16 protein-coding genes are annotated in these 14747 nt (G+C 41.7%); 2 read left to right on the plus strand and 14 right to left on the minus strand.

Annotation, left to right across the window (positions count from 1 at the left end; translation table 11 throughout):
* Positions 1-198: 198 nt before the first annotated feature.
* Both AABK37_RS26295 and AABK37_RS26300 read right to left on the minus strand, forming a co-directional pair.
* Positions 199-348, minus strand: coding sequence for a hypothetical protein (locus tag AABK37_RS26295; RefSeq protein WP_432554456.1), 150 nt, complete (start codon positions 346-348; stop codon positions 199-201).
* Positions 336-659 carry a hypothetical protein gene (locus AABK37_RS26300; protein ID WP_432554457.1) on the minus strand — a complete coding sequence of 108 codons (324 nt, stop codon included), beginning with the start codon at positions 657-659 and terminating at the stop codon, positions 336-338. The genes AABK37_RS26295 and AABK37_RS26300 overlap by 13 nt, the downstream gene beginning before the upstream one ends.
* A 158-nt stretch (positions 660-817) precedes the next feature.
* Between AABK37_RS26300 and AABK37_RS26305 the strand changes: the two genes are divergently transcribed.
* The gene (locus AABK37_RS26305; RefSeq protein ID WP_432554458.1) at positions 818-1255 is read left to right on the plus strand and encodes a hypothetical protein; all 438 of its coding nucleotides are present in this window, start codon (positions 818-820) and stop codon (positions 1253-1255) included.
* Positions 1256-1476: 221 nt separating this feature from the next.
* On the opposite strand, the gene AABK37_RS26310 is transcribed toward AABK37_RS26305, so the two are convergent.
* The 11 genes from AABK37_RS26310 to AABK37_RS26360 form a co-directional block, all read right to left on the minus strand.
* Entirely contained in the window at positions 1477-1806 is a 330-nt protein-coding gene (locus AABK37_RS26310) for a hypothetical protein (RefSeq protein ID WP_432554459.1), read from the minus strand.
* Positions 1807-1900: 94 nt separating this feature from the next.
* Positions 1901-2455, minus strand: coding sequence for a hypothetical protein (locus tag AABK37_RS26315; protein ID WP_432554460.1), 555 nt, complete (start codon positions 2453-2455; stop codon positions 1901-1903).
* 16 nt (positions 2456-2471) lie between these two features.
* The gene (locus AABK37_RS26320; RefSeq protein ID WP_432554461.1) at positions 2472-3215 is read right to left on the minus strand and encodes a ParA family protein; all 744 of its coding nucleotides are present in this window, start codon (positions 3213-3215) and stop codon (positions 2472-2474) included.
* Positions 3216-3398: 183 nt separating this feature from the next.
* Positions 3399-4997: a restriction endonuclease subunit S gene (locus AABK37_RS26325; protein ID WP_432554462.1), complete on the minus strand. Its 1599-nt coding sequence runs from the start codon at positions 4995-4997 to the stop codon at positions 3399-3401.
* A gap of 96 nt (positions 4998-5093) precedes the next feature.
* A complete protein-coding gene (locus AABK37_RS26330; RefSeq protein ID WP_432554463.1) occupies positions 5094-5417 on the minus strand; it encodes a PIN domain-containing protein in 324 nt (107 codons plus the stop codon).
* The gene (locus tag AABK37_RS26335) at positions 5414-5668 is read right to left on the minus strand and encodes a hypothetical protein (RefSeq protein ID WP_432554464.1); all 255 of its coding nucleotides are present in this window, start codon (positions 5666-5668) and stop codon (positions 5414-5416) included. Before AABK37_RS26335 ends, AABK37_RS26330 begins: the two co-directional genes overlap by 4 nt.
* A 33-nt stretch (positions 5669-5701) precedes the next feature.
* Positions 5702-6319: a Uma2 family endonuclease gene (locus AABK37_RS26340; RefSeq protein ID WP_432554465.1), complete on the minus strand. Its 618-nt coding sequence runs from the start codon at positions 6317-6319 to the stop codon at positions 5702-5704.
* Positions 6320-6345: 26 nt separating this feature from the next.
* Positions 6346-7848, minus strand: a complete 1503-nt coding sequence (locus AABK37_RS26345; protein ID WP_432554466.1) for an N-6 DNA methylase — start codon at positions 7846-7848, stop codon at positions 6346-6348.
* Between the two features lie 282 nt (positions 7849-8130).
* The gene (locus AABK37_RS26350) at positions 8131-8700 is read right to left on the minus strand and encodes a hypothetical protein (RefSeq protein WP_432554467.1); all 570 of its coding nucleotides are present in this window, start codon (positions 8698-8700) and stop codon (positions 8131-8133) included.
* Positions 8701-8864: 164 nt separating this feature from the next.
* Complete coding sequence (gene hsdR, locus AABK37_RS26355) at positions 8865-12194, minus strand: type I restriction-modification system endonuclease (protein ID WP_432554468.1); 3330 nt, start codon at positions 12192-12194, stop codon at positions 8865-8867.
* Between the two features lie 86 nt (positions 12195-12280).
* Positions 12281-13201 (minus strand): tyrosine-type recombinase/integrase, encoded by a 921-nt coding sequence (locus tag AABK37_RS26360; RefSeq protein WP_432554469.1) that lies wholly within the window; start codon positions 13199-13201, stop codon positions 12281-12283.
* A gap of 584 nt (positions 13202-13785) precedes the next feature.
* Between AABK37_RS26360 and AABK37_RS26365 the strand changes: the two genes are divergently transcribed.
* Positions 13786-14031 (plus strand): hypothetical protein, encoded by a 246-nt coding sequence (locus tag AABK37_RS26365; RefSeq protein WP_432554470.1) that lies wholly within the window; start codon positions 13786-13788, stop codon positions 14029-14031.
* Positions 14032-14198: 167 nt separating this feature from the next.
* Here AABK37_RS26365 and AABK37_RS26370 read toward each other — a convergent pair whose 3' ends face one another.
* Entirely contained in the window at positions 14199-14660 is a 462-nt protein-coding gene (locus AABK37_RS26370; protein WP_432554471.1) for a hypothetical protein, read from the minus strand.
* Between the last annotated feature and the right edge of the window lie 87 nt (positions 14661-14747).

Below are 14747 nucleotides of genomic sequence, written 5' to 3' on the forward strand. Positions count from 1 at the left end.
TTTAGCCAAATTAAAAATCCCCCAACCAACTTGGAAGAGGGATTATTTTTTTAGTGGAACGCGCTTCAAGAATTAAAATAAGGTGACACTTGAAGTAACACTACCCCTATTGGCAGCGCTAAAAACATTGAACTCTACGTTCGCGCTTATTTGAAATTCACTCCGAGTATTGTCTTGGCAACGGTGAACGCCGGTTAATTAAAAGCGATCGCCGTTGCTGAAGACAAAGAACGGCACACACCGCACTACCCAATTCATCGGTAGTGCAAAGAAAGAGAACATAGTGGGAGTTTTTTGAAGTGGGACTGGCTGTGTGGGTGTTGTTTGCCGACATTTCAAGTAATCCATATCAGATTAACTTTGTCCCCCTTCATCCCCATACGTACTATAAACTCATGTCCATCATCAGCAAAACTCAGCTTCCACAAATAGGTCTGAGTTTCTCCTTGTTTGAGATCACCGAAGTAAGTAATTGTATAACCCTCTGACATGCGTGGAATTAGCGGGGAGCTAACTTGGTCAAAAATTTCTTTGGGAATATCTGCTCTGTAGTCTGAATCCCCGACTGTCAGAAAAAGTTCGTAATTTCCTTTTTCTGTGGCATCCAAGATAGTCTGCAAACAATTAATGACGTTTTCAGGGGGATTTGTCGAATTCAAGGGTCATGCTCCTATGTTTGGTGTGACTGAGATATCAAGGGTTGACTAACAATATAGCCACGGTCTGCGGGTGTTCTTGGTGGGATGCGAAAAGCGGTGGTCTGCTTGTCCAAAGTAAGTTATATAACTTTTATTAATAGGGGTTGTTTGAATTAAATATGCGCCAAAACTTAAAAATAAAGGTTAAACGGTTTTTACGCGATTTGCTGATTACTTTCATGTATAAGCTAGAAAAGTCTGAGAAAAAATCCTCAGATGGGGAAATTAATATTGATTACTCCTTACACAGTAGATGGGCATCCGTAAAAGAAAATAAAAAATCCATCGCCTTTGGACTCACAAGTCTTAGGGACTTAAGTCGGCAAGGAGAAATAATGCTGTGGGTTGATCAGCTTGAAGTTTTCCGTGATAAAGACAAGGGTACGGGTATCGGCTCTTATTTAATTCGCCAAATTATTAGGGATGCTGAAAAGTTGAAAGTACCAGTGTCCCTATTTGTTCAACCAAGGGGGGTGAAGTTTGAAAAAGAAGAATTAACGCAGTGGTACGCAAGATATGGTTTTAAAAAAGAAGGCGGCGCGATGGGAAAAAGATAAAATAATAAAACAGCCAATTTTATTGCAATTCCTACTCTTTAATATTTAAATCAATTTCCAGATAAACGCGGGATTATTTATCCCAATTTTAAAACTCATATTGGTGCAGTCCCGTCGTATTGAGCCGAGATACGTATGCCGTTGTTTGGGATTTGCCTGTTCACCTTCCTTCGCATCTCGGAAGCACTAGCACTCCAGACGACTGATATCAACAAGGAATTTTATACAATATATTCCAGCTTCTCTTGATGGCACTCACCATTCATTTCGCCAATACCCTGCTGCTTTCTCTGGTGAGACTTTGGGGATATTCTTGACTGGAACGCTCCTCGTAGCGCTTTGCTCCCGTTACGAATCTCAAGCGGGATTTCCGGTAGCCAATGTCCCCAGCGATCGTATAGTTCTCTTGGCATTGGTCTGACATAAACTCCATCGCGTTTACGTAACTCTTCTAAATCCTCAATATGTCCTTTTGGTTTACCAAAGCCCAATATTCCCTGATCAATATTCCAAAAATGCGCCCAGCCTATGCCGAGCGCAAGAAACTTCAAAACCGCGTTTGGCAAGTGCGCTTAACATTTGGGTTTCAGCAGTGCGGGACATAGTGGCTTTGAGGACAAAACTATTTGTGTGCGATCGCATCTATTAAATTTTGTCCCGGCTTCTCTGTCTTTCCACCAACGCGGATATCAAAGCCTCACGGTCGGAGTTGACCTCTTCTAATAATCGCACTAAGGCTTCCTCAACAATCACCTCCTTATAAGGAGCATTGGTTTTTCCCAGTTCTAACTGGAGTGTTAAGTGTAGTTTGTCTAGCTGATGCAGCACCTCTTCGTTAATTTGAAACGTAGATTTACGACAGATCGCTTTTTCAGAACTAACTTGTTGACTTGTTGAAAAGTTAGCTTGTAGACTTGCTGAATTGCTTTTTGTTTGGCTGGTTGAATTGTTGGATTGTGGACTTTCTATCTGGTTAGCTTGCTGACTTGTTGACTTCTTGAGATTGTTGGAATCTGCTTTATCTTGTTGACTGGTTGACAATCTATCTTGCTGACTTGTTAGCTTGTCAACTGACTGAATGGTTAACTTTTTATCTTGCTGACTGGTTGACTTGCTAACTTGCTCAAAACCAGCCAAGACTTTATCGGTTGAGGATAGCGGGTCATTTTCGTCATTTAATCGAACACGTCGCTTTGCCATAAGTTTTTTCACGCGCTTACATTGCAGCAATCAAGTTAGCGATCGCCTTATAGGGCTGCACTAGTTTTTTGTCGTTGGTATATATATGTATGGGTTCCCCTGCTAAGTTTGACTCGGAAAACTTGATTGACTTGGGAACTGGGTCAAATATGCGAATGTCTTGCAGTCGTTTCTTGAGAGAGTCCAAGACATCTTGAGTCATCACCGTGTTTTCAGCCATTGTCGGCAGTACCCCCAATATCCGTAGTTGAGAATTGAGGCGTTTTTGCACGCTGGCTACTGTTGACAAAAGTGCTGCCAGTCCTTTTAGGGCAAAAAATTGACACTGCACTGGAATCAAAACTGCATCCGCAGCTGCTAAGGCATTGACTGTTAACAGTCCCAAAGAAGGGGGACAATCAATCAAGATGTGCTGGTATTGGTTGAGTACGGGAGCCAGTTTCTCTTTGAGGATGTAAAAGTTACCTACACGAGTGAGAATTTCGGTTTCTCCTTTCGCAAGGTTAATGTCAGCAGGTAGTAGGCTAAGTCCAAATTTAGTAGTAACTACGGCATCAATGACTTCTGCTTGTTCTGTAATTACGTCGTAGCAGCTAATTTGGTCGTCAGCCACTTCTACCCCTAAACCCGTGGTGAGGTTGCCTTGGGGGTCAAGGTCAATAGCCAGGACAGTACTCTTCTGCGCCAGGATTCCCCCTAAACAGATGGTGGAGGTGGTTTTAGCTACGCCTCCTTTTTGGTTTGCCAAGGCGATAATCATTTTATTTTCAGCTAACCATTTTGCTTACGAGCTTACTGGCAAGTTGTCAATATAGCAAGTCAGCTTGACAACCAGTTAACTTGCCTAGCAAGTTGTAAAGCCAACAAGTCAACAAGTTGGAAGGGGCTGGAAGATTAAACGCAAATATTTATACATTTATATAGATACGCTCTAACTCCTCCACTACTCCAACCCCAGTTCTAGCTGTACCGATTCTTCTTCTTGCTGTTGTGTTTTTTTGGTGCGTCGTGTGCTGGTTTTGGTGGTGGATTTTTTAGCTGTTTTGGTTTGGAGTTTGTCACGTTCTGCGCGAATGCGTTCTAGGAGGACGGATGCGGGTTCGTCGTTGGGGTCTTGGGGTACGAGTTCGCCGCGAAAGGCTTTGGCGAGGATAGATTGGTCGAGTTGATCTAGGTAGGTTATTACTTGTTGATAGCTTGCTTCAATTTGACTAGCGACTTCTAATAAGGAATCAACACGTTTAATGATCTCTTTTTGCTCAGATTGAGGAGCAACAGGAATTAAAATAGACTTAAAGCGCTCAAGGCTAATTTTTTGTTGTGCTACACCTCTGGTTATTAAACCTAGTTGGTGTTTAATAAACGATGAGTTTATACAATGCTTGAAGTAGTTTCTATCCAGGAAAAATCCCCAAACTCTAAATTTTAAGCAATCTGAAGTAATAACAGCTTCTGGTCGATGTTCTGGATAAATTTCGCAGTCTCCAGGTGGATCACCCATTTTAGTTATCAAAAGGTCTAACGGCTTAACTATGTGGGGCAATAACTCTTGAGCTTTTTCGTGAGAAATATATTTAGGCTCTAAACTCTCAAAATTTCCACTACGAATATTACGAACGAATACTAAAGGTACACCTTTATCCGTGTAATCAGAAACTTTTAAGTTACTTCCAAATGGGCCTATACCTATTGAATATTCATCTGGAGAACATAAATATTCAGGGTATGACAATTCCCATGTATCAGGAATATCATAGTTAGTTTTATCTATCAATTGAAATTTTCGAGTTTTCTGAATTCTTTTATTACCCTGTTTATCAAATTTTTTACATTCTTCTTGATATATCTTAAGTCGTTGCTTATAGATTTTGTCCAAAAGTTCGGATGCAGGTTCAACATCAGGATTCTGCTCCCGCCAATCAGCAGTGAGGTCGCCACGAAAGGCGGCAGCGAGGACAGATTGACGGAACTGGTCTAGCAGTTGAGGAATATCCTCAAGCGCCTCCTTCACTCGCTGACTCCTAGCAGAGAGCGCCTCTATTTTCGCAACTATCCGGCGTTGTTCATTGAGGGGTGGCAGGGGAACAGAATAACTTCTTACGCTGTTAGCAGCAAGATTGGGTTGTGCTGAACCATTATCATACTTACGAATCTCGGCATCGCCAAATGGACTTATAAGGTAGTAAAAGAGATATTCATGCTTACTGCAATCGAAAGGGCGAATAATAACTAAAGAAGAAGCTATAGCACCTGTTGTAATATTTTTAACTATTGCTGTTTTTCCTAACGAACCACGTAGACAATATAAAATGTCGTTAGATTTAACTTTTCCACTACCTAATAAATTAAATCTTTCCTCAGTAATGTAGTTCATCTCAGAAAGTTTTATTATTCCGTCCTGAATATGTCCCGCATTTATAAAAGGTATGCCAGATTCAGCTAAAGCGTTTTTATTTGGATAGTTTTTGCCTCGGTCACCATTAATAAAAAGTCCTAGTTCTCCCAATTTTGCCCACATCCAACCTTCTGGTAGTTCTGCCAAGTCATCAAAATTCAACTCTCTTCCTCCCAATCTTCAATCTGCAACCCATTCACCCGACTAAATTCTTTTGTATTATGCGTAACCAATATCAAATTATTAGCCATTGCACTCTTCTGCAATCTGCACATCATAAGAGCCAATCGGCGTACCACTAGCTGCTAACTCAGCCCGAATTCTCCCTGCTATTCTTGCGGCTTCAGCGTCTAAATGTATAATAGTAAACTGAGTAAAAAAACGTTGCAATATTTCTAAATTTATCTTTTGTTGGGCGCTACGATAAGCACCATAGTACAGTTCTAATTGGGTTATCGTAGAAATTAAAATATTTTCTGGTTGTTGGGATGCCAGTCGAGTTGTTACCGCAGGACTACTATTATTTATTAAGCGGATACAGACATTTGAATCGAGCAGATAAGTCAAAATAGCGGCTCCCTAGTTTCATATTCTCCCTGTTCTGCCCGTTCTAACGGTTCTCCTACCCAACCACCAATTACCTCTTCAAAAAACCCAGGCATCCAGCCTCTTTGTTGTGGTGTTTTTGGCTGTGTTTGTGTTTCTAATGGTTGATAAATCACCATGATTTCTACTTCTTTATCTGTTATTCCCACTGGGATCTCTAAATGTAAAATCCCATCTGCCCCGATACGTTTTTTTAATTTAATACTCTGCATAGCTGATTATCCTTTAGATATTGAATTAAATACTTATTGACCAGCATTAAAAACTTGTTCCGCCGTCAAATTTAACTCAGGGAAAGAAGGAGATATAATTTTATCGCTAAAGAGAAACTGACTGACTTGGTATTCCCCATCAATGAGTTGATAGACTGAGAAAGTGGGTTGTTTGGGATTACCAATAAACTTCCTAGCTCCCAATGCTGCATAATCAACAATCCAATATTCGGGGATACCCATCTCCTCATAATCGGCAAGTTTCAGATAATAATCATCGCGCCAATTGGTACTGACAACCTCAATCACTAAAGGAATTGATGTACCCTTAGTCACAGTAGAAGACTTTTCCCAGAAAGGTTCATCAGCCAAAGCAGCATCATTTAGTATTAATACATCAGGGAAATAACCTGATTCTCTTTCCGGTGGTTTTACTATTGCTTGATTGGGGATAAAGTAGGGGAGATTTAATCGTCTAAACTCTAAAGTCAATTCAGCAGCCGAAAATCCTTTTATCCTTTCATGCTTCCCGGTTGGCTGTGCCATTTCGACAATTTCCCCGTTATGTAGTTCGTAGCGTACCCCAGAGTTTTCGGGATACCACGCGATAAATTCGTCAAAGGTAACTATTTTTGGTAAGGCTTGGGTCATAACAATTGATTACTGTGGGTTTGCTTTTATTCTAAAAGCTCTACTTCCTCGGTTTCCGCTTCACCTTCCAGCAACGCCGTCAAAGCCTCCATCTCTTCCATCGCCGTTTGTAATTTCGCCATAATAGCGGCTGCAATGAGATCAGGTTCTGGTAAATTATCCCCCGACTGCAAACTTTCATCCCGCAGCCAAGTAATATCTAGATTTTCACCACGTTTAGTAATTTCCTCCCGCGTAAAACAGCGCCACCGTCCGGACTCCCCTTGGTCAACACGCGGACTTCCCCCATTAGCATCATCGCCGTAAACTTCTTTAAAGGGACTAAAATGCTCTCTAGTTAAAGGAGTCCTCTTCCCAAAAACAGGTATATTCGTCCGCATATCGTAAAACCACACCTGCTTGGTGTTACCCTTCTCCGTCGTTCCCCGTTGGAAAAATAGCACGTTAGTTTTCACACCTTGGGCATAGAAAATCCCCGTAGGCAATCTCAAAATTGTATGCAGGTTGCACTTATCCATTAAATCGGCGCGGATGCTGCGTCCTTGCCCATCCTCAAACAGCACATTATCAGGTAACACCACCGCCGCCCGTCCACCAGGTAACAGTCCGCGATAGATATGCTGTAAAAAAGCTAACTGCTTGTTGGATGTGGGATAAGTAAAATCATCCCGTGTGGGCAACCCGCCGCCCTTTTTCGTCCCAAAGGGGGGATTGGTGAGGATGACATTAGCTTTTGGTAACTGCTGCCCCTCGCTAGAGAGAGTATCGCCCAAGTCCACAGCACCCTCAATGCCATGTAGCAGCATATTCATTAATAATAGTCGGTGGGCATCCTGCACCAACTCAATGCCGTAAAATGCTTGGTAGCGGTGAAACGACTGTTCAGCTTCGCTTAAATCAAATAAATCATCCGTGTGTTTTTTGATATAGCGATCTGAGGCAATTAAAAACCCACCCGTCCCGGCTGCGGGGTCTTGCACCAATTCCCCAGCTTGTGGTTTAATGAGTTCCACCATGCAATCAATCAAAGGACGCGGCGTAAAATATTGCCCTGCCCCTGATTTTTTCTCACTGGCATTTTTCTCTAAAAGTCCTTCGTACAAATCGCCTAAACCCTCTGACTTGGCAGAGTACCAGTCAAGTTCGTCAATGCTTTTTACTAGCTTATTGAGAATTTGCGGTTTTTTCAGGGCAGTTTGGGCATTAACGAAAATTGCCTGCACTCGTGGCAAACTGCTAGAACCCAACTCTAACAAAGTGGCGCGGTAAAAGTTCATCTGTTCGATGCCATCTTTGACCACCAAATCACCCCAACGGCAACCTTCGCTTATTTGGCTTTCTGTACCTGTTTCCTGCGCCATCTTGAGGAACAGCAGGTATGTTAACTCTGTCACATAAGCCAGATAAGTAATCCCATCGTCGCGTAAGACGTGGCAGAGATTCCAGAGTTTTTGGACGATGTCAGTTGTTGCGCTCAATGTTTTAAATAAATATTCAGTATATAAATGCTGCTTTGCAATTATACGCAATTAAGTAGTGTTGTCAAAGCTTGATATTATTCCGATGGTTGGCGTAAAGAACAGTTACAACAGATAAAGTTATTTGCAGATGTACTATAAAGTAAGCAATGCCTGTTCGATTATGCTAATTGCTAAGGATATAAGTAAAATTTAATTTTAACTTTATTTCCATTTTGGGGGAAATAAATACCAGAGCAATCAATTTTCCTCTGAAATTGTCATAATCCAATTTTAAATTAATTGCTTTTAGGGAATATAATTTTGTTATTTCGATAATTATCAGCATCATTTTCATCGAACTTGTATTACTTTTTCTTCTAAATATAGTTCGTAAAATAGAGAATACTGTTTCCGGAATTCTTTTACTTGTAGTCCTAAATAACTTGCAACATCTTCTTCTTTGATAAAAAATTTCTGACTCCGTACTGCTTGAATAGCACCAGCTAAAATAAGACGTTTTTGTTGGTCTTCATTCAAATCCCAGAAATTCACATTAGTTATGACACGATAAAGGCGATTAATCTGCTGCCTTTGAATTTTTTCTTTATCCCAATATGTTTTCCAACAAGAGTGTACTTGCCACGGACAGCCTAAACTATCAAATAAAACAGAGTCACCATAACCATTAGTATGGTAAAAAACTTTAGCACCACACCACCAACACGTTGTCGGATAAGTTTGAGCCTCTCTAGTATCTGCAATAATAGGAGATTGATAACCTTCTATTGCCTTGGGTGCGGAAATTTTTATTGAATCGCTCAGGCTGCCACCTAAACCAGTTCTTATACCACCTCCTCCTCCAGAATATCCACCTCCCCAACCACAGTCACATCCCGGTGAGTGATTCCAAGCATTACACATACTTTGATTTCCTATTTTGATAATAATTATAATGAATTTCTCTTTTTATTTTTAACATAAATAAATTAACCTTTTGTTGATTCAAAGATTAACTAAATTCATTCCAGCCCCAAAATATTAATAAATTTAAATTTGGGCTGGAATTATAAACTTTTGATTTTCTTTTACCCTACATCCTGCCACAATGCTTCATTAATCTGCACCAAAATCTCTTCTAACCGCCCATTAAAAGCTTTATTTAATCTGACAAAACCACCTTGGGATTTAAATTCCCCTTGGTCTAATGCCTCCTGATCCACAATAGTTTCTACTTTCAACTGCTTACCAATGCGTTCCAACCACTTGCGCTGGGGTGGTGTCCAGTTTTGAGAAGCCAGGATTTTCTTCATTGCCTTGTCCACTCTCTCCTCATAGGGAACCAAAGCATCCCCCAAAGTTGCTTGGCGGATAAATCCAATTATTGAGGCAGCAATATCTGCGTTAGTCATTTCCCGCCATGCCACCTGCAATGTTTTTTCTGAATATCCGGCTTGGTCAAGCATTAAGCGCAATTCTTTTAACTGCGTCCTAGTCAACTCGCGGGGACGGGTAGTTACAACTATCAAAGCCGGAATTTTATTAATGTTCTCGCGTAAATATGCGCCAAAACTATCTAAATAATCTTCGGGTTTTTGGGCATTACCGTAACCCCTTTCCACTCGTCGCAGTTCATCCGCGTGGCGGGAAATTAGCAGTGGTTGTCTGCCACCATCTCTAGCATCTAACATTTGCGAGATCCCTGCCCGTTGCCCAAACCATTCTTGAACTTGTCGGGGGTCGCTTTGACGCAGGTGATTTATCATCTCCGGTATCGGCATCCCGGCTGCGGCTTCAATATTATCCCGGTTGCTATCCCCTAATTTTCTCTGCTGACGTTGCAATTTAGCTAATAATTGATCAACAATTGTAGTGGCTGCGGTGGTATCGTTGACTGTCCCTAATTCTTCTACCAGTTGGGTAAATGAAATATTGGGATTAACTGCCACGGGTTTCATGGTAGAAACAGGGGCAAGGGCTGCATATAAATTCACCGCGTCATAAATATAGAAAACTTCCTTTTTAATCTCATCACAGCGCCGGGTTGCCCGTCCCAACATTTGTTCGTAAAGAATGCGCGAATTCACCCGACGAATAAATACCAAGTTGCAGATTTCTGGCACATCAATACCAGTGGTTAACAAGTCCACCGTGACTGCAATTTTCGGGTTAGCTTCGTTTTTAAAGCGGCGAATTAATTGTAATGGTTTATCAGCCTTGCCAGTAATTTTGAGAACTGCATCATCTTCAACGCTGCCATACTGGGCAATCAGTGCTTGTTTTAATAAATGAACAACAATATCAGCATGACTATCGGTAGCACAAAATATTAAGGTTTTTCCTGGCAGTGAAGGGTCAATATTTTCTGCTAAAAATTCACAGACTACCCGATTAAATTCTTCGGTAACAACTCGGCGATTAAATTGTTCTACCTCAATTCTGACTTCATCCGGGGCATGAACTAAATCGATTGTGCCTTTTATGGGGTCATAATATTCCATTGCTTCCCCAGCTTGCCACATTATGCCATCTTCCGAGAGGGCTGTAGTGATGCGGATGGGTGGTTCACAGTCGATGAGGTGTCCATCAATCACAGCTTCTTTGTAACTGTAGGTGTAAACCGGTTCACCAAATATTTGGGTGGTGTGCAGTGCAGGGGTGGCAGTTAGCCCAATTTTCACAGCATCAAAATGGTCGAGGACGCGGCGATATTTGGAGATATAATCGTTAAAGTCGCGGAAGGTAAGTTCTGTATCGCTTAATTCCCTATCCAACAAATATCCTCTGTGACATTCATCCACAACGATGCAATCATATTGATCTGCTGTGGGGATGGGAGTGTTATCACTTGGGTAGAGAATGCGTTTAACAAATGCTTGGACGGTGGCAATCTGGACTTTGGTATCTCTATCTGGTATTGAATCACCAAGTTCTTTAATACCAAAAATATCAGCGAAGGTTTGCAGATTCTCCATCCGCGTTTCTTTAAAAACATTGGTGGCTTGTTCTCCCAATGCGGTGCGGTCTACGAGAAACAGGACACGGCGAAAACGTTTGGTTTTCAGCAGACGATAAACAAGGGCAATACAGGTTTTAGTCTTGCCTGTTCCCGTTGCCATTGCCAACAATAATTCCCTGGCTCCTTTTGCCAGATGTGCTTCAATTGCTTTAATGGCTTTAATTTGGTAATCGCGCAGTAGCAGATTATATGTAAAATCTTCTTGGGCAAGTAATTGGTGTGCCTTATCTACATCTTGGTTGAGGGCATCAATCAAAGCTTCCGGTTTGTACCAAGTGGTAAGGGGACGGCGGATGTTTTCAGGACGGCGTAAGTCACAGAACCAAATACCGCTTTTGGTTTGCAACTGCCGCAAGAATTCGCGTCCGTTAGTAGCAAAGACAAAGGGGACTTGATATTCACCCCAAGGACCACCGGGTAATATTTCATCACCTTTAATTTTGTAGCCGCGACTGTAACGCTTGGCTTGGTCAATGGCAGCAGAAACATCGGTGCTTTGACGTTTGGCTTCGACTACAGCGACTACTTGCAGTCCCACAAATAAAACGTAGTCAGCGCGTCCATCATCTGTAGACCATTCGGAGATCGCTCTCATCTTCCCTTTTTGCGGACGGATACCGTTACTATAAGTAAGCTGTTCCGAATCTACTTCCCAACCAGCTGCACGAAGTTGGGCATCGATAATAAGGCGGGTTTCGCGTTCATCTAAGTCAATATTTTCTCCTGCCTGCTGGGAAAGCTGGATGGTTTCTTGAATTGTTTGTGCAGACTGACTCTCTGCTGTGGCTTGAATAATTACAAGGTGATTTAAGGCAGCTTGTTTTTGTGCTGAGGCTTCTTTGGCTAATTCTTCTGCGGATATGCGTCGTTGTGCTTCTTGTTGGGCAGCAATTTGTGCTATTTCTGTGGCTGTGCGGCTGGCTTGTAATTCAAAACGCAACTGTTCTAATTCTTGTTTGAGTGCTTGGGTTTCTACTGCTGGGTCTTGGGGTGGGATGAATAGACCAGGGTTAAAATCGGGATTTTTGGTAGTAACCCGATGAAACCAAATTCCTAATTGGCGTGCATATTTCAGGTTGCTGAGTGCAGTTCTTTGGTCGTCTGCCAATGCGTGTGTGGCATTATTCCCTGCCAAGCGCAATTTGTCAAACAACTCATATACCTTGCCTTTAAGAATTCCTCTATCTCGCAGGCGACGCATTAAATCAATTTGCCGTTCGTCATAGTCGTACATCCCCACATTAGCGGCAATCAGTTGCGCGAGGAGTTCACCAAACTGACGCAGTTTTATTAAACAAGTGTTGGGGTCGTCAGTAAAATATCTTTCTGCTAAAGCCCCCAGTCGCACCAGTTGCGGGTCATGGATTTCTAAAAATCCAAAGTTTGGCGATACTAACATTTTGTCAGTCTTTCTCCTGAGAGCTTGGCGGTGTAGATTGCTACTTTGTTACATATTGTTCTAACAGATTCTTCTGTAATTTACAATTACAAAGTAGGGACATACATAGCACTGCTATCGTCAGGTCGGGCTTGCAAATAGCGGCTGGTAGTCGCCACATTGTCATGTCCCAATGTCTTTTGCACCAAACCGATATCAGCACCACTTTCTAAGGCATGGGTAGCATGGGCATGACGCAGCCAATGGGGACTAACTTTCTTATTAACAAGTGCCCGTTTTGCAGCAGCTTCCACAATCCGATTAATTTGACTGCGGTCTAAATGTCCTCCCCCCTTGCGACTTTTAAACACCGGAGAACCATCAGACGCACTCCCCCTAAACTCCATCAATTCCGCCCATAAGGAAACAGGTAGCAACACCGAACGAGTTTTATCACCCTTACCCACCACCGTTACTTGTCCACCGCGATCGCGTTCGGTTAAATCCCCCCAAGTGAGTTGTGTTAACTCAGAAACCCGCAAACCCGCAGTATATAATAGTTTCAAAATTAATAAATCGCGCTGCTTTTCACCCTGATACCTATAAGTTGCCATTTCCGTCGCCCAAACTATTTTTTGTACTTCTTTAGTTGCCAAAAGCCGCTCGTTGAGCGTATCAGCAGTCTTTTTTAACTTCATAGCCGTCGCCACATTAAAAGGTAGGAACCCGATTGTATGAGCAAAACTAATAAGTGACTTAACCGCGTAAAGACGTGTTTTTTGAGTATTGGGAGCCAACCCCAACTTCAGCAAATGGTCAGCATAATCGTACAAATCCTCAAGGGTGACTTCGAGCAAAGGTTTACCCAAAAAAGCTAAAAAATCGGTAACGTAAAACTGGTAAGCCTTGATGCTTTTTGGTGCTTTACCATGTAACCACATTTGAATTAATTTTACTTGAGCATCAGCCGGGGCAAGCTTTGCTAATTGTTTACGTTCCTTAATTTGGACAATGGCTAGTGGGGACATTGGGGTTCAATGCAACTAAACGTAACTAAAGTTGTATTCACTCTATACCCACACGCACCCCGAAAAAAGGGCACGAAGAGCAAGAAAATTTTGCCTTGTAGATCCACGCCCCTCTAAAGGGCATTCTCAACCGAAGAAGAAGTTTATTCGCCAAAAATAGCCGATCTGCTTGGCTCTAACTTTCTCAGACTGACATGAAATCTGGCTTTCTTTTAATAAATCTCGGTTACTCTCAAAATAATTAATTCGAGTGAAGGAAATCTGCACTATTCAAAGACGACTTAAAATTTCAAATAATTCCCGCGCTTCGGGAAAATTTTGGGCGCGAACTAGACTCAAAAAGCATTATAGTGGGAGAAAAGAAGTTGATTCGCCAAAAATAGCCGAAAATGTGGTTATATCTTTTTCAGTCTTTGAATAAATCTCAAAATCTTCCAATAAATCTTCAAGACTTTATAAATCAACTAAGGCGATGAGTGCGATCTGCGTTGCTTGAGGACGCATTAAATTTCAATATTTCCCGTCGGCGGGAAATTTTAGCGGGGCGGTGATTAAATACCACCCCTAAATAATGTCAACCAATTATGAAGCATTCTCGCAGATATGCAATGCGATCGCCTTCTGGTGTCGCCAGAGTAATAATTCCGTGTTTTTCATCCCATTGCGTCATCTCGCCGATAAACTTGATGTCGCCTGAGAGCGATCGCACTTCAATTTGGCAACCGATAAAGTTGCTGATATCAGCGCCTTCACCCTCGACTTGCAGTAGCGAGGCTGGTTCAAGGAGTATTTTGGCTAGCAGTTACTTAAGAAATATCATCAATATCTAATTCATCTACTAGATAAGTAATTTCTGGATAATTAAAACTTTAAGCTCTATACATAGAAGCTACGTACCAATTATTTTTGTTTTGCCCGAAAATGAGAGTGCGTTTGCCCTAGCTATAATCAAAAGTTTGTTTCTTCAATTCTTGCCAGGGCAAGTATCTTATTGACCTTATTGTGAAACTGAAGGATCTGCTTCAAGTCTTTGTGATGGTTGTCGTACTTCCCACAAGCATTGTTTTTGATTCGGTTGATTGTAATTAATTGCCATAGTGAAAGTACGCCGAGTCACAGCGTTATTGCTGAAATATACAACAGCCTTAGTATAGTTTCTTTGGGCAAGCGCTGTCCATTCTAAGGGATTGTGTGCATTAGGCTGATCCGGAGCAAAGCGCATTTTGTAACGAACCTGTTGTTCATTGTCAAGAGGAGTAACAGATAACAGTCCTTGAACAATGTCTGCCGCTCGCTCTAACAAATCGGCGGACATAAAGCTGCAACTATTATTGTTGTCTCCTTTAACTAATACTAATTTTGTCCGGTCATATGAAGACTCTACTGGCTGGGCTTGGACTTTATTGTCAAACAAGAAGATTAAAGGAATAGATAGTATCAAAGAAATAGCCTTTTTCATGATTGCAAATATTTGTTTGTATAACTTATTCTTAACAGCATAAACATTGTTGTTGACCGCAAACGTCTACCAATAGAATTGGTAAAG

The sequence above is a fragment of the Tolypothrix sp. VBCCA 56010 genome (genome assembly GCF_050875635.1).
In the GTDB taxonomy this organism is placed as follows: domain Bacteria; phylum Cyanobacteriota; class Cyanobacteriia; order Cyanobacteriales; family Nostocaceae; genus Hassallia.